Origin of the sequence: Bacillus sp. NPDC094106, assembly GCF_044764345.1 — a bacterium.
GTDB lineage: Bacteria > Bacillota > Bacilli > Bacillales > Bacillaceae_G > Bacillus_A.
The window spans coordinates 185,705-208,794 of the sequence record NZ_JBIWHY010000008.1 but is presented as its reverse complement, the minus strand read 5'-3'; the positions used below and the strand labels follow the sequence as shown (position 1 = coordinate 208,794).

At 35.6% G+C, this 23,090-nt stretch carries 21 protein-coding genes; 6 read left to right on the top strand and 15 right to left on the bottom strand.

All coding sequences use genetic code 11. From position 1 onward, the window contains the following. Positions 1-171: 171 nt before the first annotated feature. Both ACIQ7L_RS14400 and ACIQ7L_RS14395 read left to right on the top strand, forming a co-directional pair. Positions 172-1,224, top strand: a complete 1,053-nt coding sequence (locus tag ACIQ7L_RS14400) for an enoyl-CoA hydratase/isomerase family protein (RefSeq protein WP_400570080.1) — start codon at positions 172-174, stop codon at positions 1,222-1,224. A gap of 263 nt (positions 1,225-1,487) precedes the next feature. Beyond that, the gene (locus ACIQ7L_RS14395) at positions 1,488-2,117 is read left to right on the top strand and encodes a LysE family translocator (RefSeq protein WP_400570078.1); all 630 of its coding nucleotides are present in this window, start codon (positions 1,488-1,490) and stop codon (positions 2,115-2,117) included. An 80-nt stretch (positions 2,118-2,197) separates the two neighbouring features. Here ACIQ7L_RS14395 and ACIQ7L_RS14390 read toward each other — a convergent pair whose 3' ends face one another. The 7 genes from ACIQ7L_RS14390 to mmgD all read right to left on the bottom strand — a co-directional run bounded on the left by ACIQ7L_RS14390 (position 2,198) and on the right by mmgD (position 12,040). Next, on the bottom strand, positions 2,198-3,658 hold the full coding sequence (locus ACIQ7L_RS14390) for a CoA-acylating methylmalonate-semialdehyde dehydrogenase (RefSeq protein WP_400570076.1): 1,461 nt from the start codon (positions 3,656-3,658) through the stop codon (positions 2,198-2,200). Positions 3,659-3,834: 176 nt separating this feature from the next. Further along, a complete protein-coding gene (locus ACIQ7L_RS14385; protein ID WP_400570074.1) occupies positions 3,835-4,725 on the bottom strand; it encodes an NAD(P)-dependent oxidoreductase in 891 nt (296 codons plus the stop codon). A gap of 15 nt (positions 4,726-4,740) precedes the next feature. Then, positions 4,741-6,450, bottom strand: coding sequence for an acyl-CoA dehydrogenase family protein (locus ACIQ7L_RS14380; protein ID WP_400570072.1), 1,710 nt, complete (start codon positions 6,448-6,450; stop codon positions 4,741-4,743). A 140-nt stretch (positions 6,451-6,590) separates the two neighbouring features. Beyond that, positions 6,591-8,351: a sigma 54-interacting transcriptional regulator gene (locus tag ACIQ7L_RS14375; protein ID WP_400570071.1), complete on the bottom strand. Its 1,761-nt coding sequence runs from the start codon at positions 8,349-8,351 to the stop codon at positions 6,591-6,593. 109 nt (positions 8,352-8,460) lie between these two features. Further along, positions 8,461-9,369 carry a methylisocitrate lyase gene (gene prpB / locus ACIQ7L_RS14370; RefSeq protein ID WP_097899513.1) on the bottom strand — a complete coding sequence of 303 codons (909 nt, stop codon included), beginning with the start codon at positions 9,367-9,369 and terminating at the stop codon, positions 8,461-8,463. A gap of 17 nt (positions 9,370-9,386) precedes the next feature. Next, positions 9,387-10,823, bottom strand: coding sequence for a 2-methylcitrate dehydratase (prpD, locus tag ACIQ7L_RS14365; protein WP_097899512.1), 1,437 nt, complete (start codon positions 10,821-10,823; stop codon positions 9,387-9,389). Positions 10,824-10,921: 98 nt separating this feature from the next. After that, positions 10,922-12,040, bottom strand: a complete 1,119-nt coding sequence (gene mmgD, locus ACIQ7L_RS14360) for a citrate synthase (RefSeq protein ID WP_400570069.1) — start codon at positions 12,038-12,040, stop codon at positions 10,922-10,924. Positions 12,041-13,049: 1,009 nt separating this feature from the next. Here mmgD and ACIQ7L_RS14355 point away from each other — a divergent pair. After that, positions 13,050-13,487, top strand: a complete 438-nt coding sequence (locus ACIQ7L_RS14355; RefSeq protein ID WP_400570067.1) for an exosporium protein C — start codon at positions 13,050-13,052, stop codon at positions 13,485-13,487. A 165-nt stretch (positions 13,488-13,652) separates the two neighbouring features. Then, positions 13,653-13,946, top strand: coding sequence for a hypothetical protein (locus ACIQ7L_RS14350; RefSeq protein WP_400570065.1), 294 nt, complete (start codon positions 13,653-13,655; stop codon positions 13,944-13,946). Positions 13,947-14,060: 114 nt separating this feature from the next. On the opposite strand, the gene ACIQ7L_RS14345 is transcribed toward ACIQ7L_RS14350, so the two are convergent. Beyond that, a complete protein-coding gene (locus ACIQ7L_RS14345; protein WP_400570063.1) occupies positions 14,061-16,586 on the bottom strand; it encodes a transglycosylase domain-containing protein in 2,526 nt (841 codons plus the stop codon). Positions 16,587-17,099: 513 nt separating this feature from the next. On the opposite strand from ACIQ7L_RS14345, the gene ACIQ7L_RS14340 reads away from it, so the two are divergent. Next, positions 17,100-17,306 carry a KTSC domain-containing protein gene (locus tag ACIQ7L_RS14340; RefSeq protein WP_400570061.1) on the top strand — a complete coding sequence of 69 codons (207 nt, stop codon included), beginning with the start codon at positions 17,100-17,102 and terminating at the stop codon, positions 17,304-17,306. A 78-nt stretch (positions 17,307-17,384) separates the two neighbouring features. Here the strand turns inward: ACIQ7L_RS14340 and ACIQ7L_RS14335 are convergent, their stop codons facing one another. The 5 genes from ACIQ7L_RS14335 to ACIQ7L_RS14315 form a co-directional block, all read right to left on the bottom strand. Then, a complete protein-coding gene (locus tag ACIQ7L_RS14335; protein ID WP_400570059.1) occupies positions 17,385-18,200 on the bottom strand; it encodes a GH25 family lysozyme in 816 nt (271 codons plus the stop codon). Between the two features lie 305 nt (positions 18,201-18,505). Then, on the bottom strand, positions 18,506-18,823 hold the full coding sequence (locus ACIQ7L_RS14330; protein ID WP_400570057.1) for a hypothetical protein: 318 nt from the start codon (positions 18,821-18,823) through the stop codon (positions 18,506-18,508). Between the two features lie 148 nt (positions 18,824-18,971). Further along, positions 18,972-19,682, bottom strand: coding sequence for a DUF6944 family repetitive protein (locus tag ACIQ7L_RS14325; protein WP_400570055.1), 711 nt, complete (start codon positions 19,680-19,682; stop codon positions 18,972-18,974). Positions 19,683-20,321: 639 nt separating this feature from the next. Continuing rightward, a complete protein-coding gene (locus ACIQ7L_RS14320) occupies positions 20,322-20,522 on the bottom strand; it encodes a hypothetical protein (RefSeq protein WP_400570053.1) in 201 nt (66 codons plus the stop codon). A 34-nt stretch (positions 20,523-20,556) separates the two neighbouring features. Beyond that, positions 20,557-20,895 carry a hypothetical protein gene (locus tag ACIQ7L_RS14315; RefSeq protein WP_400570051.1) on the bottom strand — a complete coding sequence of 113 codons (339 nt, stop codon included), beginning with the start codon at positions 20,893-20,895 and terminating at the stop codon, positions 20,557-20,559. Positions 20,896-21,436: 541 nt separating this feature from the next. On the opposite strand from ACIQ7L_RS14315, the gene ACIQ7L_RS14310 reads away from it, so the two are divergent. Then, positions 21,437-21,652, top strand: coding sequence for a spore germination protein (locus ACIQ7L_RS14310; RefSeq protein ID WP_097899500.1), 216 nt, complete (start codon positions 21,437-21,439; stop codon positions 21,650-21,652). 130 nt (positions 21,653-21,782) lie between these two features. Here ACIQ7L_RS14310 and ACIQ7L_RS14305 read toward each other — a convergent pair whose 3' ends face one another. Further along, on the bottom strand, positions 21,783-22,019 hold the full coding sequence (locus ACIQ7L_RS14305; protein ID WP_400570049.1) for a hypothetical protein: 237 nt from the start codon (positions 22,017-22,019) through the stop codon (positions 21,783-21,785). A 181-nt stretch (positions 22,020-22,200) separates the two neighbouring features. Then, positions 22,201-23,028 carry a DegV family protein gene (locus tag ACIQ7L_RS14300; protein WP_400570047.1) on the bottom strand — a complete coding sequence of 276 codons (828 nt, stop codon included), beginning with the start codon at positions 23,026-23,028 and terminating at the stop codon, positions 22,201-22,203. Positions 23,029-23,090: the final 62 nt, after the last annotated feature.

The following is a 23,090-nucleotide window of genomic DNA, read 5'->3' as shown; positions in this document are numbered from 1 at the left end:
ATGTCTAAATGTACACTTGTTTAGACAGTTAGACACTTTATTCCCGATATTTCTTTTTCATTACAGACATTAAAACTGGCACGTTACTTGCAATATTAAATAAATTATAAAGGACATTTCAGCTTTTATCGAGAAATAAGAACGAGAAGATATATAAGAGGAGGATTCAAAATGACTGAAAATGTTTTATTTTCCATTAATGAAAACGGCGTTGCATCAATCACTTTAAACCGTCCGAAGGCACTTAATTCTTTATCTTATGATATGTTAAAACCGATTGGTCAAAAACTAAAAGAATGGGAAGAAGATGACCGCATTGCAATTATCGTTTTAAAAGGTGCTGGTACAAAAGGATTTTGCGCTGGTGGTGATATTAAAACATTATATGAAGCACGCTCTAATGAAGCTGCATTACAACATGCGGAACAGTTTTTTGAAGAAGAATACGAAATCGATACGTTTATTTATCAATACTCAAAACCAATTATCGCTTGTCTAGATGGAATTGTAATGGGTGGTGGCGTCGGCCTTACGAATGGTGCAAAACATAGAATTGTAACAGAGCGCACAAAATGGGCAATGCCTGAAATGAACATTGGATTTTTCCCAGATGTCGGTGCCGCTTATTTCTTAAATAAAGCGCCCGGACAAACTGGTCGTTATGTCGCTTTAACAGCATCTGTGTTACAGGCTGCTGATGTATTGTATATAAGTGCTGCTGATTATTATATGACATCTGATACATTACCTGTTTTCCTTACAGAAATTGAAAATGTTAACTGGAACGGTCAAGATGTACATACTACTTTAAAAGAAATCATTCATAAATTTGCAACTACTCCTAATACAGAAAGTGAACTTGCTTCCTTATTAGAAGAAATTGATAAACATTTTTCATTCCATACAATTGAAGAGATCATCCACTCATTAGAAAAAGATAATGGGGCCTTTGCTTTAAAAACGAGAGAAACATTACTATCAAAATCTCCATTTTCATTAAAAGTAACATTAAAACAATTAAGTGATGGAAAAAACAAATCCATAGAAGAATGCTTTGCAACAGATCTCATACTCGCTAAAAATTTCATGAGACACGAAGATTTCTTTGAAGGAGTACGTTCAGTCGTAGTCGACAAAGATCAAAATCCACAATATAAATATAAACAATTAAGTGATGTTTCAGATGAAGAGGTAAATCGCTTCTTCAATCTACTTAATGCATAATAAAGTGAAACTTTAATCCGTGGGGGTTTTCTTCATCCCCACGGATTATTAGTTGAACCAATCGAGCCTTTACGGGCAGTATTACTGCCCGTAAATAGCGGGATAAAAAGGCTAGATGAAAGCACTCTGTTTGCTTCTTCATCTAGCCTTTTACATATGTATCTTCGCTGTAAACGAAAAACCATTTCCACTTCTAATTAAATTGTGTTAAACTAATTTAAATTTAATTTTCGAAAAATTACATAAAGAAAGGCGGAGTGATTATGGAAAACTATTTTCTTTTTATTATCATGTCTATTTGTCTTATTATTTTACCTGGTCCCGATACTGCAATGGCTACAAAAAATACACTCACCGCAGGAAAAATCGGAGGTGTAAAAACAGTCTTCGGTACATGTATTGCTCTTTTAATTCATACTTTAGCTGCTGTAATTGGTCTTTCAGCTCTTATTGTTAAATCTGCTTTCCTATTTTCTATTTTCAAATATGTTGGTGCTATTTATCTAATCTATTTAGGCATTAAAGCACTTTTGTCTTTAAAAAACAAAAACAGCATAACTACGAATGATCTACCGATGAAACATGCTGATGAAAACACATCTTGTTTCCGACAAGGTTTTCTTACTAACCTTTTAAATCCTAAAGTCGCTGTATTCTTTTTGACCTTTTTACCGCAATTTTTAACGCCTAATCATAATACGCTTGTTCAGTTTTTGATTATGGGTCTTACCTATCTCATTTTAACAGTGATATGGTTTGCCTTTTATATATTTTTAATTGATAAAATAAGCGTCTTTATGAAAAAGCCTGCTACACAAAGATACATTCAAGGACTTACTGGCATTGTTTTAATTGGATTTGGTATCAAATTAGCTTTCGAAAAAAACAGTTAACGATAAAAAGTACACCTCTCTCTAATGAGTGGTGTACTTTTTGTACATGTAACAAGTTACATATATGTTTTATTTATCTATTAAAACCAGCGCTCTGTCACAACTTTTTTACGTGTATAAAATTGAACGCCATCTTTTCCATTTGTTCCAAGATCACCATAGAAGGATGCTTTATTTCCTGCAAATGCGAAGAATGCCATCGGTGCTGGAACGTTTACGTTTACACCAATCATTCCTGCATCAATGTTATCACGGAATGTTTGTGCATGTTTACCACTTGATGTATAAATAACAGCTCCATTTGCAAATTTTGATTGGTTTGTAAGCTTAATCCCTTCTTCTAAATCTTTTACTCTCACAATACTTAATACCGGAGCAAAGATTTCATCTTGCCAAATTTTCATATCTTGATTTACGTCATCAAAGATTGTCGCTCCAACGAAATACCCTTCGCGGGCTTCTTCATTAATTTTACGACCATCTACTAATAAAGTAGCTCCATCTGCTACACCGCTATTAATATAACCTAGCACACGCTCTTTATGGGATTCACGAATTAATGGACCTACATAATTATCTTCGTGGAAGCCATCACCGACTTTTAATTTACGCGTTTCTGACACAAGAACATCAATGAATTCATCAGCAATTTCATCCACAACCGCTACAACAGAGCATGCCATGCAGCGTTCGCCGCTGCTCGCAAATGCAGAGCCGATAACACCTTGTACTGTCTTTTCAAGATTGCAATCTGGCATAACAATCGCATGATTTTTCGCTCCTGCAAGTGCTTGTACTCGTTTTCCATGTTTTGTTCCTGTTTCATATACATAGCGTGCCACTGGCTCAGATCCAACAAATGAGACAGCTTGAATATCTTTATTTTCTAGAATGCTATTTACAACATCTTTTCCGCCTTGTACTAAGTTTAAAACCCCTTTTGGGAAACCTGCTTCATAAAATAACTCTACTAGTCTCTCTGCTAAAAGAGGTGTTCTTTCAGATGTTTTTAATACGAATGTATTACCGCAAGCGATTGCTAATGGGAACATCCATAGCGGAATCATCATTGGGAAGTTAAATGGTGTAATACCAGCGACAACTCCAATTGGGTAGCGCCAAATTGAACCATCAATTCCACCTGCAATATTCGGAAGTGCTTGCCCCATCATTAAGTTTGGTGTTGATGTCGCAAGTTCTACAGCTTCAATCCCGCGCTGCACTTCACCACTTGCATCTTTTAATGTTTTCCCATTTTCTAATGTAATAATTTTAGCAAGCTCGTCTTTGTTTTCTTGTAAAAGTTGTAAGTATTTATATAATTGTCTTGAACGATTTGGAACCGGCACTTTAGACCATGTTTCATAAGCTGCTTTTGCAGCTTCCACAGCACGATCCACATCTTCTTTTGGAGAAAGCGGAACATAAGCAATTATTTTTCCTGTTGCAGGATTCGGAACAGCTTCAACTTCCGTACCAGTAGATTCTACCCATTCACCATTAATATGATTTTTCACTCGTTTAATTTCTGTTGTAATCATTATATTCGCCCCTTTTTGTTTTATAAAATAGTAATGAAAGTATGCTAAGCTCTACACCTATATAAATTCATTTTAATTTTCCGGCATCTAAACCGCTTCTATGCATGGCCAGATGCTCCCTCCCACCTAAAAAGAGGGGTTTTATGTCGATTTTTTAATTGATGTATATATAGTCATTATTCATGACTAGAGATCAATTGCTCACTTACCTTCTTATATAAAGCAGCCATGTCTTTTTCACCATATCCTGCTTTACCCGCTTCATCATACAAATCCAATAGCATTTCACTTACTGGTAAGTGAAGCTCATTTTCTTTCGCTAAATCAACTGCAAATCCTAAATCTTTCTTTAATAGATTTACAGTAAAACCTGGTTCATAGTTTTCTAGTGCAATAAAGCTTTTATAATTACGCTCGTAGATTCTACTTTGACCGTAACTAACATTTAAAATATCGAACATTTTATCTAAGTCCATATTGTTTTTCTTTGCTAATGTCAAAGCTTCACTAACACCCGCTGTGTAAAAACCAATTAGTAAGTTATTAATGAGCTTTACAGTTGTACCACTATCAATTTGCTCACTGACATGAAAAACATTTGCTCCTAATACTTCCATCACTGGTAAGCCTTTGTCATACACTTCTTTCGATCCACCAACCATAAAAGTTAGTGTTCGATTTTCCGCCCCAATCACACCACCACTAACTGGTGCTGCTATGAAGTCTATTTTTTTACTATTCGAAAATTCAGCTATTTTTTTATTCAACTGTGGCGCTACTGTACTTGTATCAATTAGTACAGCATTCGGATGACTGTTCTCAATCAATCCTTCTTCTCCAAAATAAACAGCTTCAACAGCTCGTGAGGATGGTAAACTTGTAAGAATCAAATCACATGTCTCTGCTAATTTTGCAATTGATAAACCGATAATTCCCCCTTCTTTCTCGAAGGAAGCTTCAGCATCTTTATTCAAATCAACTCCATACACCGTGTAATTTGATTTGACTAAATTTTTAGACATCGGAAGACCCATATTACCTAAACCAATAAAACCAACCTTTTTCATATTGTTCTCCTCCTATTAAACAATATATTTTCCACGATTTATAATCGCTTTCGCAATTTCTCTCTTTTTCGTAAATACGTTCGTATATAGAGGCACTGACAATTGACGGATTTCATCTAGAATAACGTTTCTATTTTGCTCTTCTTGCACTGCTGCAGAAAGAAGAACAATTGCCGCTGATTCTACTTTACGATATCCTTCTTCACAAAGAACATCCGTTATGACCTGTTTTATACGTTCTTTTTCCTCACCATTTTTATTTACCGCTTTCTTCGTACGTAAAAATGCTGATTCCATTACATACACATCTTTCAACATGTCTGCTAATACGCGTGAATATTCTTGTTCTTGTTCAATTTTTAATTCAGGAGTTTTAGATAGCGTTTTCAAAGATTGTTTCAATAATTGTTTCGATAATAAAATATAGCGAAGATTTCGTTCTATATTTTCAAATGTGCCCTCGTCCACTTGATCCCCTATTTGCTTCATTTGTTTCATTAACATTTTCGCAACGGTTAATCGGTTAATTTCATTCGTTCCTTCAAATATACGGCTAATTCTAGCGTCACGATATAATCGTTCTACTTCATATTCTTGCATATAACCATAACCACCGTGAATTTGTACAGCTTCATCTACAATATGTCCAAGCGTTTCTGAAGCATTCACTTTGTTAATAGCACATTCTATTGCAAATTGAGACATTTTCTGCATGATGCTTTCATCACTCTCATGAATTGCTTCATCAATCACGCCTGCTGTTCGATAAGCTGCACTCTCCGCACCGTATGTAGCAATAATCATATTTGCAATTTTCTCTTGAATCATGGTGAAATCCACTAATTCTGTTTGAAACTGCTTTCGTTCCTTTCCGTATTGAACAGATAGCCCAATTGCTTGCTTTGCTGTGCCAATATTTCCAAAAGCCAGTTTCAATCTCGCAAAATTGAGAATATTAAGAGCTACGTGATGTCCCTTTCCAACTTCCCCCAAAACATTTTCAGAAGAAATTACGACATCTTCTAAAATAAGTGTTGCAGTCGAAGAGCCTTTAATGCCCATTTTCTTTTCTTCTAGGCCGATTGAAACACCTTTACATGTTCTTTCGACAATAAACGCTGTCATTCCTTTATTTGTTTTCGCAAAAACAACATATACATCAGCCATGTGAGCATTTGTAATCCACTGCTTTTCACCATTTAATGTCCAGGCTGTTCCATCCTCATTTAATACAGCACTTGTTTTTGCGCTTAATGCATCAGAACCAGCGTTAGGCTCCGTTAATGCATAAGCACCAATCCATTCGCCTGATGCAATCTTAGGTAAGTATTTTTCCTTTTGCTCTTTTGTTCCATAGTATATATATGGTAATGTTCCTACTCCGGCATGAATATTAAAGGAAACACTAAACGCTCCTGCATACCCCATCTTTTCCGCCACAAGTCCAGACACCGCTTTTCCTAATTCAAATCCACCATATTCTTCTGGAACCTCTATACTTAACAATCCAAGTTCTCCAGCCTTTTCAAACAACCTGCGAGAAACTTCATAATTGTGCTGCTCGATATTTTCAATGTGAGGAACAATTTCTTGCTTCACAAATTGTTCCGTTGTTTTTGCAATTAAATCTTCATCACCGGAGAAATCCTCAGGTGTAAAAAAGGTAGTATTAAGCTCCTTATTCAGCGAAAAAAATTCGTCCCATTGCAACTTTGTTTTCTCCATCTGTATCCCCCTATCATTTCGGTCCTCATTTTCTTTATATGCAAGATCTATGCCAAACTAAAAACTTGATAAAACACGGGCAACATGAAAAGAAAACGTAAAACTGTCTAGACAGTTTTACACCGGGTATAACAATTTGTTTAGATTTTAAATCGTGACAATTTGTTATACAAGGTTGCCCTAGAAATCCCTAATAATGCTGCTGCTTTTGACTTATTCCCTTTTGCTTCTTTTAAAACGCGTTCGATTAACCCTCGTTCTTCTTCTTCACGCACCACCCTCATGGCTTCTTGTTTTGCTGGTAAAGACTGAATCATAGGTACTAATTTCTTCTGTTCCATATCCCGATTATAGAATTCTTCTGGCAAATCTTTAGCTCGTATATGTGCATCATCTGATAGTGCAAATAGCCTTTCTAACACATTGATTAATTCACGAACATTACCTGGCCAATTGTAATGAAACATAAGACGTAATACTTCTTTATCAAGTGTCTTTTCTTCAACATCATACATTTGACACAGTTTTTGTACATGTTCTTCGACAATGAGTGGGATGTCTTGTTTTCGAAAGCGAAGCGGTGGAATATGAATCGGAATAACATGAAGACGATGATATAGATCCTCTCTAAATGTACCTTCTCTAACCATTTGTTTTAAATCTTTATTTGTCGCTGCGATTAACCGGAAATCAACAGAGATTGGATGGGTACCACCTATTCTTTCTATCTCTCTTTCTTGTAAAACACGTAAAATTTTCACCTGCGTTAATAAGGACATATCACCAATCTCGTCTAAAAATAATGTACCATGATTCGCAAGTTCAAATTTCCCTGCCTTCCCATTCTTTTTCGCACCTGTAAAAGCACCTTCTGCATAACCAAACAGTTCGGATTCTAGTAAATTATCTGGAATAGCAGCACAGTTCACACTAATAAATGGACCGTGTTTCGTCATACCTGTATCATGTATAGCACGTGCAAATTGCTCTTTACCGACACCACTTTCTCCAGTAATTAACACAGAAGCTTTGGACCCCGCTGCTTTTCGAGCCATTTTTTTCGTTTCAGAAATCGCCTGGCTTTCTCCGAGAATATCTTCAAACCGTATTTGCTTCTTTTTCGGCTTAGAAAATGACGGTTTGACACCACCACCTTTTTGATCAAACCTCTCTAGTATTTTATAAATATCTGAAATCCCTTCATGAATAAGCATGCCTACAGCACCTATCACTCTTCCTTGCTTCCAAATCGGCATCCGATGCACAACTAAATTTTGTCCTTGCAAACGATGTACTTGATTTCTTTCTGGTACCCCTGTTTTCAATACAACTGGAAGCCTCGTATTCTCAATTACATTTTCGGCGAGCTGTCCAATTGCTTCTTCTTTCGTTACACCAACAAAGCGACTATACATATCATTAAACATTTGAATAACGCCGTTTTCATCCACAATCGCGATGCCTTCATACGCAGTATCAAATGAAAGTCGTAACCATTCCATGACATGTTGCGATTCTTCTAATTGTTGTTTTATAAATTCCTGAAAAGCGAAAAGCTCATTTTGACCTATAATACCTTCTAGCACTCCGCTTTTTTCATTGATCACATAAAATGGTAGATGCTGAACGACTTCCATTGTTTTTGTTCCATTTCCCTTATGAAAGAATCGATCTATGATGATATGAACTGAGGTACTCTCATCTCTTTTTTCTTTCATCCACTGAACACAATCTAATAATTTTACAATGCCGATCATTCGTTTTCCCTCTAGTACAGGCAGTTCATTCGTTTTTGATACGATAAGTAGATTGATCGCCTCTGCAATCGTATTACTCATTTTCACAAACTGAAAGTCTTCATTCAGCCATCTTCCTACAGAGTAATCTTCTATAGAGTTCATATGTTTCCACCTCTTTTGCAAGCAATTAGGAAATATGAAAAGGCGATGACTCTCCACATCAAGCAGTTGTTTTGCCAAAGATGTATCATCATCGCCTTTTCCCTTTGTTTTATTGATCTTCAGATAAAACTGTTTTTGCAATTCCGTTATCTAATTCTTCAAAATCATGATACGAAATTGTTTCATACAATTCACTTCTCGTTTGCATATTAGATAGACCTTCTTTTTGTGAGCCTGTTTCTTTAATAAGTGTGAACACACGCTCATATGCTTTTGCTGCAACGCGAAGTGATGTAACTGGATAAATTACCATTTGGAAGCCCATATTCGCAAATTCTTCTGCACTATAATATGGTGTTTTTCCAAATTCAGTCATGTTCGCAAGCAGCGGAACATTTACTTTACTGTTAAATAAACGGAATTCTTCCTCAGATTGAAGTGCTTCAGGGAAAACAGCGTCCGCACCTGCTTTTACATAAGCAATTGCTCTTTCAATCGCTGCATCCAATCCTTCTACGCCGCGAGCATCTGTACGTGCTACAACAACAAGTGTTGGTGCTACTTCTTTAATCGCTTTAATCTTCTGTACCAATTCCTCAGTAGAAACAAGTTTTTTTCCGTTTAAATGTCCACATTTCTTCGGTAATTGTTGATCTTCAATTTGGACAGCAGCTACATTTGCTTCCACCATCTCTACAGCTGTTCTCGCTACATTTAGCACTCCACCAAATCCTGTATCAATATCGACAAGAAGAGGCAAGTCAGTTGCCCTAACAAGGTCTCTTGCTCTTTCAGCTACTTCAGTAGACGTTACAATACCTAAATCCGGTAAACCCTTACTTGCTGTATACGCAGCTCCCGATAAATAAAGAGCCGAAAATCCAGTATTTTTTGCAACAAGAGCAGCCATTGCATCATGTGCACCAGGGATTTGTAAAATTCCAGGTGCTTCTACTAAAGCTCGGAATCGATTAGCAAGCTCTTCTTGTGTTGACTGTTTATTCACAACCCAAGCCATTTTTATTCCCCCTATACTTAAATTAAGAAAAGATCTACAAATTCATTTACATTCATAGTTTCTAATTTTTCTTCATTCAAACAAGCTTCATGAATTTTTTCTTGTTGCTTATTAGAATAATGAACGGCCATATTTGCAGAGAACTTTTGAACAATCTTTGGAATTGCTTCATCTCTACGGAAACGGTGACCTAATGGATATTCACACTCTACATTTTCTGTTACTGTGCCATCTTTAAAATGAACTTGAACAGCGTTGGCGATTGAGCGCTTGTTCGGATCAAGGTAATCCAAACTATACTGTTTATTTTCTACAACAACCATTTTGTTGCGTAATTCATCTACGCGAGAATCTGATGCAACTTCATCTTCATAGTCATCTGCAACGATATCACCTTTTAATAAACCGATTGCAGTAATGTATTGTAAACAGTGATCACGGTCAGCTGGGTTATTTAATGGACCCTCTTTATCAATAATACGAACTGCTGATTCATGTGTCGTAATTGTAATACGATCAATTTCATCTAATCGCTCTTTCACTTCTGGATGTAATCTCACTGCACATTCTGCAGCTGTTTGAGCATGGAATTCTGCTGGATATGACACTTTAAACAATACATTTTCCATTACATAAGAATCTAAAGGTCTTGCTAATTTTAGTTCTTGCTTGTTAAACAATACATCTTGGAATCCCCATCCTGGTGCAGATAATGCTGTTGGGTAACCCATTTCACCTTTTAATGCAGTAAGTGCAAGATGAACACCACGGCTTGTTGCATCCCCAGCTGCCCATGACTTACGTGAACCTGTATTTGGAGCATGACGATATGTACGAAGACTAGAATTATCAATCCATGCATGAGACAATGCATTAAAGATTTCTTCACGTGTACCACCAAGCATTTTCGTAACAACTGCTGTTGTCGCTACTTTTACGTATAACACATGATCAAGACCAACGCGGTTTAAACTATTTTCTAATGCAAGTACACCTTGGATTTCATGCGCTTTAATCATCATTTCAAGTACATCTCGTACTTTTAATGGTTCTTTCCCCTCTGAAATACGAACGCGGCTCACATAATCTGCAACAGCTAAAATGCCACCTAAATTATCAGACGGATGTCCCCATTCTGCTGCAAGCCATGTATCGTTATAATCTAACCAACGAATCATACAGCCAATATTAAAAGCACCGCGTACTGGATCAAGTACAAATGATGTTCCCGGTACACGTGTACCATTTGGCACAACAGTTCCTGGTACGACAGGTCCTAGTAATTTCGTACACTCTGGATATTGCAGTGCTAAAATTCCACATCCAAGCGTATCAAGTAACACATAGCGTGCTGTACTGAATGCTTCCGAGCTTGTTACCTCTTTATTTAATACATAATCCGTAATCTCTTCTAAAATTGCATCTTTTTGTTTAATTTCATTTGTTTTAATCATGCTATCCTTCCCTTTCTGTCGAAAATTCGTTATTATTAAGAATGGGTGTCGGTCAAACACCCACCTGGCGGGCGGCCTTAACAACTCCCCAGTTGTTTTTATTTGCTAAGCACATGTCGCTCGCCGATATAATTTACACGTGGGCGGAACAATCGATTATTTGTATGTTGTTCAATCACATGCGCACATAAGCCTACCGTTCTTGAACTGAAAAAGATTGGTGTATATAGTTGAATTGGAATGCCTAACATCCAATAGACTGGAGCAGCATAATAATCTAAGTTTGGATAGATTCCTTTTTCCTTCTCCATAATCTTTTCTCCAGCTTCACACATTTCATATAGTGTATAATCGCCTTTCACATCACATAGCTGTTTTAATGCTTCTTTCATCATAAGCGCTCTTGGATCCATCTTCTTCATGTAGACGCGATGCCCAAATCCCATGATTTTCTCTTTGTTATGTAATTTCTTATGCAGTAACTCTTCAAATTTCTCAACATTTCCTGCTTCTAACAGCATATACATAACCGCTTCATTTGCGCCGCCATGTAAGCTTCCTTTTAAAGATGCAACTGCCCCTGTTAAAGCACCGTATAAATCCGATTGCGTAGATGCTATAACGCGAGCTGTAAATGTAGAGTTCGGCATTTCATGTTCACTATATAAAACAAGAGAGCGATCGAATATTTTTTCTTCCAGCTCAGTTGGTTTTTTACCAGTTAACATGTAGAAGAAATTCGCACTATACGATAATTCTTTAAGTGGTTGAACAGGCTCTTCATTATTTAAAATATGATAACTGTTTGCCACAATATTTGGCACTTTGCTTAGCAGTTTATAACCACGATCTTTATTTACTTCTAACGAACGATTTTCAATATCGTTATCGTAACCAGCTAATGCAGATACACCTGTACGTAATCCATCCATAGGATGTGTTTCTTTTGGCAATGCTTTTAAAACATTGAACACACCTTCTGGCACTTCATATTCTTCCTTCAATTTCTTTTCAAGTGTTATCTTTTCATCCTCACTTGGTAGGTGTTCCTCTAATAAAAGGTGCACAATGTCTAAATACTCTTTTGTCTTTGATAGCTCAATTAAGTCATATCCTTGAATAACAATTTCACCTTTTACTGTGTCAAGAAACGAAATTTTCGTCTCCGCTGCGACTACACCATCTAATCCCGGGGAAAATTTTTCTTCAGCTTTCATTATCATTTCCTCCAATCCTAATAGATCTTCGTGCACATAACTGTAAGCATTTACAATATTGTGAAACTACATTTCTATTTCAATGTATCAGAGTTTTTAGAAGATTTCAATTTATTTTATAATGATAAGTTTCCTATACTTTTCCTGCTGTAACAAAATTATTTTTTAAGAATAACGTATAAATTTTTTCATCAAAAAGTTCGATATTCTCTCTTTTCTTTTGAACCGAAATATATTAATTTTCAACAAAATTCCCTGTAAAGCTTACGAAATAAACAATTTATTCCATTTATTTATTGATTTTTTCCAGAACATAAAAAAAGCGAGTTGTACATGTACACAACTCACTTACACATATTTTATATATCGCTATTAATACGATACAATTTTTATATAAGATATTTTTATTTTTAATAAAGTTATTATTTTACATAATTAAATTCAATTTCATCCATTTCTATTTGATAACTCACAACTAAATCATAGTCTTGAAACTAGTAAATATCATCCGCATCAACAAAAAATTAGATGCCGTCCCTGTCCCGTTTAGTATATATGCATCAATTAAAAAAACGTCATAAAACATCTGGCCATGCATAGAAGCGATCAGAGCCTTTTTCTGCCACATGCGAAGTGAAAATAGAAAGAGTAAACGAGTGTAGGTTACTTTTTATGCTGCATAGCAGAGGTTTAGATGTCGAAAAATTAAAATGGATTTATATAGATGCTGCTATATCTTCCGGCATCTCAAAAGCTAATCCTAAAGAATAGCCGGATTGAATTGTGCTATTTCCACCATATCTAACAACAAACCAAACAAAATTGTCAGTCTATAGATTCACTTCTTCTTTAGATCACTTCATAGCTCTAGATTCAATTTCAATTTGAATGGCACGCTTCAAACCCACTTCCTTAATAAAATGCTCTTTACAGCTTAAAATTAATAAAAATATCCAAGCTCTTTTCTATGTAACCTCATATTATATATCAAAAATAGGAGGTGAAAATTGTGACTCATATTATTGATTTTCAAGCTACTCAACCACGTAATAAAACAGATGCAGGACAAGCAACACTAATTTTGCATACTCCTCAAAAAAATAAAGTTGCTCAGTTACGAGTAAATATCCCTCATAGAGATTCTCGGGACAATACAGTCGAATTAATTGCAACAGTTGGAGTTGAAGGAATCACAAATATCGCTCAAATCGTGTTTCGTATTTGGCGTGATACAACTCAGATTTTCAATACACAAGTTGGAATCGAATCAACTGGTTCAGAACAATTTTATGCTATAACTTTCCAAGCAATTGACAAAAATCTAAAATCCGGAAAGCATGTTTACACGCTAACTGCTGAAAATATTACACCGGATGCAGAAGCTGCAATAGTAGGTCCAATTTCTTTTAGCGCTTTAGCAATCGGTGACCATGATGCTTGGTGTTAATAGAGCTGCTACACTATTTAAATTCGCCTAAGTAAGGAAGAACTCATTTTTTGTTCTTCCTTTTTCTTGTTTACATCCACTTTTTATTCTTTAAAAACTTATGTACACCTTTACAGCTTGTGCAAGAATATACTGCTCTATAATGCAATTTAGGAGTGATCTTTTATGTATGTATTCCCTACAAGAATTGCCGTTGCAGCTCCTGTAGCTCCTTCTGTACATGTTGCCCCAGTCCACGCAGGAAGTTCTGATGTTGGCATTGAACTTCCTACAACTTGGCAGCACTATCAACTGCCCGGTGCAGCAGTCCCTTCCTTTTGGCAGCACGGCACGCCTCCTAGTGGCACTCCCTATTATGGTCCAGGTTATCCTACTCCTTCTCCATATGCTCCCTCCCAAATTTTCTATCATTTCCCTTCAATTTATTTTCAAAATTTTTATGGGACTTTTAACATATAGTAATAACACAGAGGCTTTTCACTGCATAAAAAACACCTACGTTACCGATTCATATACGGTATCATAGGTGTTTTTGAATACATTTCTATATGCTATAGACTTTTAGGAAACTCTTTATTGATTTGGTGTTGTCTCCCCTTGACCATTTCCGTTTCCACTGCTTGGTGGGGTTGTACCTCCTTGGCCATTTCCAGTGCCGCCGCTTGGCGGGGTTGTACCTCCTTGACCATTTCCGGTGCCACCGCTTGGTGGGGTTGTACCTCCTTGGCCATTTCCGGTACCGCCGCTTGGTGGGGTTGTGCCTCCCTGGCCATTTCCAGTGCCACCGCTTGGTGGAGTTGTACCTCCTTGGCCATTTCCGGTGCCACCGCTTGGTGGAGTTGTGCCTCCTTGGCCATTTCCGGTGCCGCCGCTTGGTGGAGTTGTACTTCCTGGGCCATTTCCATTTTGATTATTTGTTGCATTGTCTTGATTTTGATCATTTTTCTTATTTTCTTCATTTTGTTGTTCTTGTTGTTTTTTCTGTTCATCTGTTTGTTGTTGTTCTTGTTGTTTATTTTGATCATCATTTTGCTTCTGATCACTTGAGTTTGAATTTGACGTGCTCGGATTTGGAGAAGAATCTGATTTTGCACCTTTCACACGCAATTCACTACCCTCTTGAACAACACTACTTGGCATTTTGAACTTAGCACTACTTGTTCCAAATTTACCCATCATTTCTTTAAATATAAGTTGAGAAATTTTTGTATTCTTACTACTAATATAATTTTCAGAGCTATTTTTCATATATCCAGTCCACACCGCCATTGTATATTGCGGTGTATAACCTGCAAACCAACTATCACGTGATGCATTAGATGGTATATGATATTTTGCTATATCCTCAGGTGAATAATTCGTTGTTCCTGTTTTACCCGCAACATCTAAAGAGCTTACATTTGCTGCTGTACCTGTACCTGAACTAACAACTGAACGCAACATATCAGTAATCATGTATGCTGTATAATCTTGCATAACAACTTTTGCTTTTGGTTCAAAGCTTTTTGATTTTCCATCCGGATAAACTACTTTTCTAACAAAGTGCGGCTTTATATATTTCCCGCCATTACCAAATGCTGCATATGCTCCTGCAACTTCAGTTGGTGAAGCTTCATTACTACCAATCGCATTCGATTCCACTGCTGCTTTATCAAATGGAATTCCTAAACTTTCTGCAAAGCCTTGCGCTTTACTTAATCCAACTTCCTTCGCTGTTTTAATCGCCGGTATGTTGCGAGACATCTTAAGAGCATCACGCATTGTCATCATACCTTTATACGACTTATCAGCATTTTGAACTTGTTGACCTGTTGAATACTTATATGGTGAATCATCTAATTGATGATAAGTTGGCCATTTTAAATATTCAATTGCTGGACCATAATCAAAGATTGGCTTCATTGTTGAACCTACTGAACGCTCTAGCTCGATAGCCATATTGTGTCCTTTAAATGTAGCTTTATTTTCACCACGACCACTACCTACAGCACGAACTTCTCCCGTTTTTGTATCCATAAATGTGAAAGCACCTTGGAATTGATCATTTGGGTAACCAATAATATTTTCATTTAAAATCTTATCAGCAAATTCTTGTGCTTTTGGATCTAACGTCGTGTATATTGATAAACCATCTGATCCAATATTTACATCTGGTAATTCTTTTTCTACTTCTTTCATCACTGCATCTATAAATGCAGGATATGGCATTTCTGTTACCTGTTTAGCTGGAAGAAGTCCATCTGTTACAGGCACTTTTGATGCCTCTTCCATTTGTTCCTTAGAAATATAACCATGTCGATTCATTAGATGAAGCACAACGTTTCTACGTTCTGTTGCTCTCTCTACATTTTCTGGTTTTGTTGGATCATAAATGCTAGGTCCTTTTGGTAATCCTGCAAGCATCGCAGCCTCTGGTAAAGTTAAATCTTTTAATTCTTTCCCGTAGTAATTTTCCGCTGCTGTTGCAATACCATACGAACGATTTCCTAAGTTAATCTTATTCAAATACATCTCTAATATTTCGTGTTTTGAATATTGTTGTTCTAACTTATAGGCTAAATATATTTCTTGCGCTTTCCGTTTAGCTGTTTTATCCATAGATAAGAAATAGTTTTTGATAACCTGTTGCGTGATTGTACTTCCACCTTGTGATCCATAATTCCCAGTAAGACTGACTAAAACGGCACGTGCAGTACCTTTAAAGTCGACTCCACTATGTTCATAAAAGCGTGCATCTTCTGTAGCTAAAAATGCGTTTTCTACCAACTTCGGTACTTGATCATACGTAATTTCTGTCCGTTTCTCTTTCCCATACTCATATATCAGTTTGCCATCTTTATCATAGATTTTTGCTGATAACGGATTGACAAGCTTTGACTTCTCAAGTTTAGGAGCATCCTTAATCATAATGAAAAAAGTAGTTACTCCTCCTACGAGCGCCACGATTCCAAGTATTAAACAACCAATCAAAAATTTACGAAAAAACGATGTTTTACCTTTTGATTTTGCTTTTTCTTTTGTTTTTCCTTTTGTAACAGTTGGCTGTTTTTTCTTTTGAACTTGTCTTCGCTCTTCTCGAGAACGATAATTTTCTGACATGTTGCTTTCTCCTGCCTTTCAATTCTCCCATTGATTTACTTGAAAATGCAATATTGCTCTTTCTTTAGTAAATACACCTATCATCGATAAAAATAGTTCATCAAAAACCAAATCCCAAAGTACTACTCGTTACTTTCTTAACTTGCAGATTGTACAAATAATGCAATACTTTCAGACAAACCATTTTTCTCTTCTGTTCTTCTAATAATGCTCTCCTTTAACACATAGAATAGAACAGGTCGATTTTCAAGTTTTCCAAAATAGAATACCCCCGTATAAATAATATACCTTTTTTACATTTGGTCAAACTTCTCCATTTAAATCATGCTAGCAAATCAAAGGTGACATAAAAATAGCACAACAATATGAACTTCGTGTGAACTTACAAAAAAGTAAATTCAACAACTGGTAATCATACTTACTATACATCATCTAAGTATTATAATTCTACAAAATAGCAGGATTTCACCTCATAAACTTCTAAGTATATTTAAAGAGGGGAGATGAACAAACATGACCCTATATCCAGTCATTTCCAAGAACTTAGTCGCTGTAGGTTATAATCCATCATCTATGATTTTACGAATTAAGTTTAGAAATAGCACATACGATTTCTATGATGTACCAGAAAGTATTTACAAAGGATTACTAAACGCTCCATCAAAAAGCTACTATCACGATACTTACATTAAAAATTCTTATCGTCACACTAAAATTTAACATAACCACTATTCATACAATCAGGCAATGTGTACAAAAAGAAGACATTATGCGATTCAACATAATGTCTTCTTTTCATTAATATGGAATATATTCGTAATACCATCTTTTTTCGTCTAGCCAAGCAGTGAATTGATCTAATTCTGGATCACTCATCTTCTCAGTTAGTACGTACGGTGTAGAATTTTCACCTTCGAAAATGATAGAACCTTTTATATTCTGCTCTAATAAAATCCCAGAAACCTCTTTGACCGCTTCAAGTCCTAAACCGCCTGTTTTTACTTTTCTTCTCCCATCATTCGCCAATGCATTTTCTCCTCCAATAAACCATGATAAACTTTTATCGCCTATAAGATAATTCAAATCGCATTTTCCAATGCCAGCCACATTCCCCGAATCAGTGTATTGCCATATGTCGCATACATAAGCTGGTTTGTTTCTGCCATAACGAGGAATCCAAAGAAAATCCGCTTTCACTCCACTTAATCCATACTTGTTGTACATGTGGTGACCTACATATAACCCTACTTTCCACCCCGCCGCTTGACAAGTATTAATAAACACTTGAGATGCTTCAGCCAACTTATTAGGACCACAGCTTTTAAGTGTATCGTCTTCTACATCTAGTACAAGAAACTTAGCATTAGGACTTGTTCTTGCCATAAAATCTTTCGCTTCTACAATTGCATCTTTAACCGAAACATAACAGCCATACGCATATGCAGCATGCAAGACACCGCGTTGCTCCAAATTCGCGACATAGCTTTTATACTGCTCATCTACTGTTCTTGAGCCATACTGTACCCGGCAGATCGCAAGAGCAATTTGTGGCGCCGCTACATCCCAATTAATATTCGCGTTCCACTTAGAGATATCAATAATATGTTTCTTCATACTTTATCTTCTCCTTTCTTAAGATAACATTCAAAGCTTGTCTTGTTGTTTATTCCAATGGGTAAAACAATGGTAATGCTTTACTTAATGGATTACCATCTAACGATATGTATATAGCTCAAACTATATATGAATAGGCGTTTTGTTTTATAATTTCAAGCCTACTACAAAAATCTCCAAGTAAAAATACACATGAGGCTATTCTTTTACTATAGAAATAAAAAATGACTCCTATTATTTAGAAGTCATTTTTTAGCTATGTTGAAAAATTAAAATGGATGTATATAAAAGAGATAAGAAGCATCCTATTGGACGCTTCTTATCTCATAGCCATTCAACTTTCCTATACCGAACAAATCTATTTCTGTATCAATTAATTTATGAATAAACCTCACTATCTTTGTTCTACCTTGAAAAATTTCCCCTTCAGTCGTAAGAAATTCAAATACTGGTTGCTCATTCTTCTTCATTATTTCAATAAAAATTTTATTTTGATCAGTAGTTCCACGTATAATGACTTTCCAGTCTAAATAGTTATCAATACTTACATAAGCTACATGAAAATCTATTTCCTCTTTTCTCTCTCCTAAATAAGTGACTTTCTCTAATTCAAACTGTGCCATTTCCACTACCTCCCTTTTATTACATATTCGACAGAAAAGAAGGAAAACCTACAACGTATAATGATCTAATACTATTTTTTGATGATGATAATAAACACGAAAAGCATTTCTTTCTATATTCCTTGTCCCATCTAAAAAAATAAACCTTTTAACTACCTTTATCGATTTCTAAATTATCCCTTTTGTTTTCCGTTTCAATTTCCGTTAATCCGATTGCTGAGATTAACGTTCCAATTGCCTGTATCCAAATACCGATCAGTCCAGTTAATCTCTCATCTTCTCTTTCTTCTTCCTTCTCCTTGTCTGTAAGATTTTTCTTATCTATTTCTTCTTTTTCTCCTTTCGATATGTTGTGTATCCCTTGATAGGCTTGCATCCCAGCCCCTAAACTTTGCAGTGAATTTCCAAATACAATTAGCCATGGAATATCAGTAATTTTATTGAGTAGTGCTGCTTCCACTCCAAGAAACGCACCAACAGACTGCAAACTATTTCCCGTAATAATAAGATAATCATTCTCTTTCATTTTCCTTTGTCGATTAAAAAATGTTCCGATTACATTTGAAACATTTCCTAAAGCTAACATCTCAATCCCCGTTTTTTCTAAAGATTCACTTCTTTTTTTTATGTTTTCCTCTTCACTTCTGATATCCTTTTTTTCCTCTATGTTTTCTACCACACAATCTGGTTTTACCAGTTGCAATATATACCCAAGAGCTTGTAATGAACTACCAACAATAACAAGTGCTGATTCAGCGTCTTCCTCTCCTACAAACCCTCTCGTTGTACCAATAGCCGCTATAAGATTACCACCAACTTGAAACCATGCCCCTGTGACTTTTAAATTCCTTAGGTTCATATTTTTCATCACCTATATTAAAATGCCAATTATTCATTTCAGATTAAAGGTCTGCCATGCTCCTATTTAAAACCATTACAAAACCAAATGCTTTGTTCTACTGTTTCGAATTCTTATCTTGCCACCTTACGATAACACCCGTATTTCTCCATTTTATTTTCTGTATGTAATTTTGTGCATCATAACCTCTTCACTATTTTTCAAAACAAAGAACTCAATTGAATTACCTCCACCTTCACTTCGTTTAGAGGAAGGGTTTTTCTCGGTTAAAATGATAAAAAGAACACCTGCAAGGTGCTCTTTTTGGATAAGGAGTTTTTCAATGAGTATGAAATAAGCGACTTACGCTTTTTTCATATTTCAATATATGCTTGTCCTATTAAAATGGTGCATAATCTTTATATTTCTTTCTCTGTTCATGTTACATGTTCAAATTGTGATAGAGCATTCAAGAACAAACACTATGATAGAAGCAAAGGATTTATAATAGTATGCCGAAAGGTTCATCACCCTTTTGGTAATAACACCCAACCTTTCCGCATCTATTTATACATAATCCAGTACCCTTATATCAACTTCATCTATATAACCTATCTCTTCCTTTAGATTCCAAACCAGGATTTTTCGTGATATTCACACCTATATATTCCAAAAATCAGTGTTGATATCGTTATTATTTTTATATGTAACCTTTTCTTTCCCGCACTTTTCACACTGATAAATGTAAGCAGCACCTAACTGTCCTCTTTTAAAATCCTCACAGTCCTGCATCCTAACAAAATTGTATTTATGTTTACAGTTAGATTTCTCAGAATTTTTTCCAAACCATCCCTTTAGCATATAACAATTAAACTCCTTTCATAAAGCCTTTGTTTTATTTCATGCTCTTGTTCAACCCCTCAATTTCATTTTGCAATCTTCTAAATTGATCAAATTGCAGTGCTACAGATTTACTACTGTTTCTAGCATAATCATGTTTTACTAATAATACGCCTGTATCGTGAAACATCGCTTCTAGTTCTTCTCTAATTAAGACTTTCGTAATATTCGCTATTTTTATAGCGGATAAAATCGCAATTTCATTAAAATTTAATTCTATTTTATTGGGACAAAACGCTTCTTCAACCAATGTAACATGGTTTGTATGAATAAAAGCAACGAGATTACTTGATTTAGAATCTGTTAAATCTACTTGTTTCATAACATTATTCATATCATTAGTTCCTCCCTTACTTTATTATTAGGCATACATTTATCAGTGAAATTTAATTTTTTTAACCCTTAGTAAGTGACCTTTATCTTACTCTTGATTGTATGAATAGAATATCTCACACTATATGTTCAATCAATAATTGTTACCTTGTTCATTCTATTTTAACATTTAAAAAACAAAATATCCTACGATAAATTCATGAAAAAATTTTAACATTTCTCCATGAATTTATACCATACTAACGAGCAGCCCTCTTCACTTTATAATGTAATATTCATCCAATGAACCTTTTGAAATATAAAATCATATTGTAATTTTAACAACTATATAAATCCATTTTAATTTTCCGACATCTAAATCCCTGCTATGCAGAATAAAAAGTAACCTTCACTTATTTGCTCTTTCTGTTTTTACTTCGTATGTGGCAGAAAAAGGCCCTGACCGCTTCTATGCATGGCCAGATGCTCTCTCTCACCTGAAAAAGAGGGTTTATGTCGTTTTTTTAATTGATGTATATATACTTATAAAGTAGGTGAAAATTATGCCATCAGTTGTAGCCAATCTAGTTGTACAAAGCAGTAATGGTTCTTTTAACTTAGGTGACTTTTACAATGTTTCTCCAAAGGAAAATACAAAGGCTTACAATGGTTCAGGAGCCTCTAATGTCGCTTTTATTGTTAACACTTTTAATGGTGTTAGTGCAACAAACACATTTGATTCTGATCTTGCGGATCAAAACCAATTCGGAACTGCTTAATGAATTACTGCTAACGGAATCAAAAAATGCTTTATAAATTGTACACAGAGCCGAATGGAATTGTTGAAAAATGCACTCCGCTCTGTGTAACATACATAGGATAATACTGTTGTGTAGTTGAATCATAAAACTACATTTCTTGTGCTTGCATCGCTAAAATCTGCGCTTGTATTGCTTGTTGAACAGTCTGAACCATCCCTTGTGCCGCAGAATAGGTTATCGAAGGAATACGGTTTTTGCTATAAAAAACATGCTTCTCATAATCACTTCTCTCCCTCACATACAAAATCGATTTGTACATATTATGGATATTCATTTTAGAGTATGCGAAATTTACATGTATAGTTAACCCTTCTCTTTTATTCACTGCATTTACGCTTATCAATTATTTTATCCATTTATCACACTGAAACATTAAATGAATTTTTCATTTTAACTCTAAGGTAAACATCATGAAAAGCTTTGGAACATTCCTATTCACTATAACCATTTCTCATTCCCTGATTCACTTCTAAAGTAAGAATTTGACCATCAAAAAAACCTGTGAATTATTCACAGGTTCTACTTTTCGAAAAACTGATTGCAATTGTTCCGGCTCCTGCATGAACAGCAAAAGATATAGGAAGTGGGTAGAGTGAAAAAGTCATTTCAGGAAATGCTTTTTTCAAGTCCACAATCCACTCTTTTGCACCAGCTTCATCATTAGCATGAAACACATGTACCATGTTTGGTTTTTCTTTCTCAAGTTCATTTTGCACATATTCTTTGCATTTTTGTATTTTTCGAACTTTCTTTTTCATCACGACTTCGCCGTTTTGTACTTCTAGAATTGGGTTTACACTCAGTATGCTACCTAATATAAATTGCACGCCCTTCACACGCCCACTAGCATATAATCCTTTTAGATCTTTTGGAAATACATAGTATGGACTTCGTTCAACGTGTTGTATTTCTTCTTGTATACGTTGTAAAGTCATTCCCTTACGGTATAACATTTGAGCTTTTAATAAAAGTTCATCCATTGGATAACTTGCTGTTTCGCTATCTATTATAGTTAAAGGAAACTCCGCCATTTCTGCTGCGAGTATCATATTTTGATAGGTTCCGCTTACCTTCCCACTAATTGTGACCGCGAAGCCTTCTTCATATTCTTCTTTACATCTAGTAAATAGTGCGACCATCTCACCTAAATTGGGTTGTGACGTTGTTACAGTTACTCCTTCTTTTAATGCAGAATAAACATGTTCAAGTACACCTTCTTCACAGTCTCTGTAGGCTGTTCCATTAATTGCAATTTGGATGGGTATGACAAAATTATCCCCAGTTGTTGTAAAGCTAGCAGTTGTACTATCCGTAAACCATGCAACACGTTTCATGTTGTTCCTCCCTTGTTGGCGTCCTCTTCTTTGCTTATTCCCTATAATAAACAAACAGGACT

Coding starts and splice junctions, on each gene's coding strand:
- ACIQ7L_RS14375 (WP_400570071.1), bottom strand. CDS start 8,351: ATGAACTCTATAGAAGATTACTCTGTAGGAAGATGGCTGAATGAAGAC.
- mmgD (WP_400570069.1), bottom strand. CDS start 12,040: ATGAAAGCTGAAGAAAAATTTTCCCCGGGATTAGATGGTGTAGTCGCA.
- ACIQ7L_RS14300 (WP_400570047.1), bottom strand. CDS start 23,028: ATGAAACGTGTTGCATGGTTTACGGATAGTACAACTGCTAGCTTTACA.
- prpB (WP_097899513.1), bottom strand. CDS start 9,369: ATGGCTTGGGTTGTGAATAAACAGTCAACACAAGAAGAGCTTGCTAAT.
- ACIQ7L_RS14395 (WP_400570078.1), top strand. CDS start 1,488: ATGGAAAACTATTTTCTTTTTATTATCATGTCTATTTGTCTTATTATT.
- ACIQ7L_RS14315 (WP_400570051.1), bottom strand. CDS start 20,895: ATGAATAATGTTATGAAACAAGTAGATTTAACAGATTCTAAATCAAGT.
- ACIQ7L_RS14340 (WP_400570061.1), top strand. CDS start 17,100: ATGACCCTATATCCAGTCATTTCCAAGAACTTAGTCGCTGTAGGTTAT.
- ACIQ7L_RS14390 (WP_400570076.1), bottom strand. CDS start 3,658: ATGATTACAACAGAAATTAAACGAGTGAAAAATCATATTAATGGTGAA.
- ACIQ7L_RS14320 (WP_400570053.1), bottom strand. CDS start 20,522: ATGCTAAAGGGATGGTTTGGAAAAAATTCTGAGAAATCTAACTGTAAA.
- ACIQ7L_RS14350 (WP_400570065.1), top strand. CDS start 13,653: ATGTATGTATTCCCTACAAGAATTGCCGTTGCAGCTCCTGTAGCTCCT.
- ACIQ7L_RS14385 (WP_400570074.1), bottom strand. CDS start 4,725: ATGAAAAAGGTTGGTTTTATTGGTTTAGGTAATATGGGTCTTCCGATG.
- ACIQ7L_RS14325 (WP_400570055.1), bottom strand. CDS start 19,682: ATGAACCTAAGGAATTTAAAAGTCACAGGGGCATGGTTTCAAGTTGGT.
- ACIQ7L_RS14335 (WP_400570059.1), bottom strand. CDS start 18,200: ATGAAGAAACATATTATTGATATCTCTAAGTGGAACGCGAATATTAAT.
- ACIQ7L_RS14330 (WP_400570057.1), bottom strand. CDS start 18,823: ATGGCACAGTTTGAATTAGAGAAAGTCACTTATTTAGGAGAGAGAAAA.
- ACIQ7L_RS14310 (WP_097899500.1), top strand. CDS start 21,437: ATGCCATCAGTTGTAGCCAATCTAGTTGTACAAAGCAGTAATGGTTCT.
- ACIQ7L_RS14380 (WP_400570072.1), bottom strand. CDS start 6,450: ATGGAGAAAACAAAGTTGCAATGGGACGAATTTTTTTCGCTGAATAAG.
- prpD (WP_097899512.1), bottom strand. CDS start 10,823: ATGATTAAAACAAATGAAATTAAACAAAAAGATGCAATTTTAGAAGAG.
- ACIQ7L_RS14345 (WP_400570063.1), bottom strand. CDS start 16,586: ATGTCAGAAAATTATCGTTCTCGAGAAGAGCGAAGACAAGTTCAAAAG.
- ACIQ7L_RS14400 (WP_400570080.1), top strand. CDS start 172: ATGACTGAAAATGTTTTATTTTCCATTAATGAAAACGGCGTTGCATCA.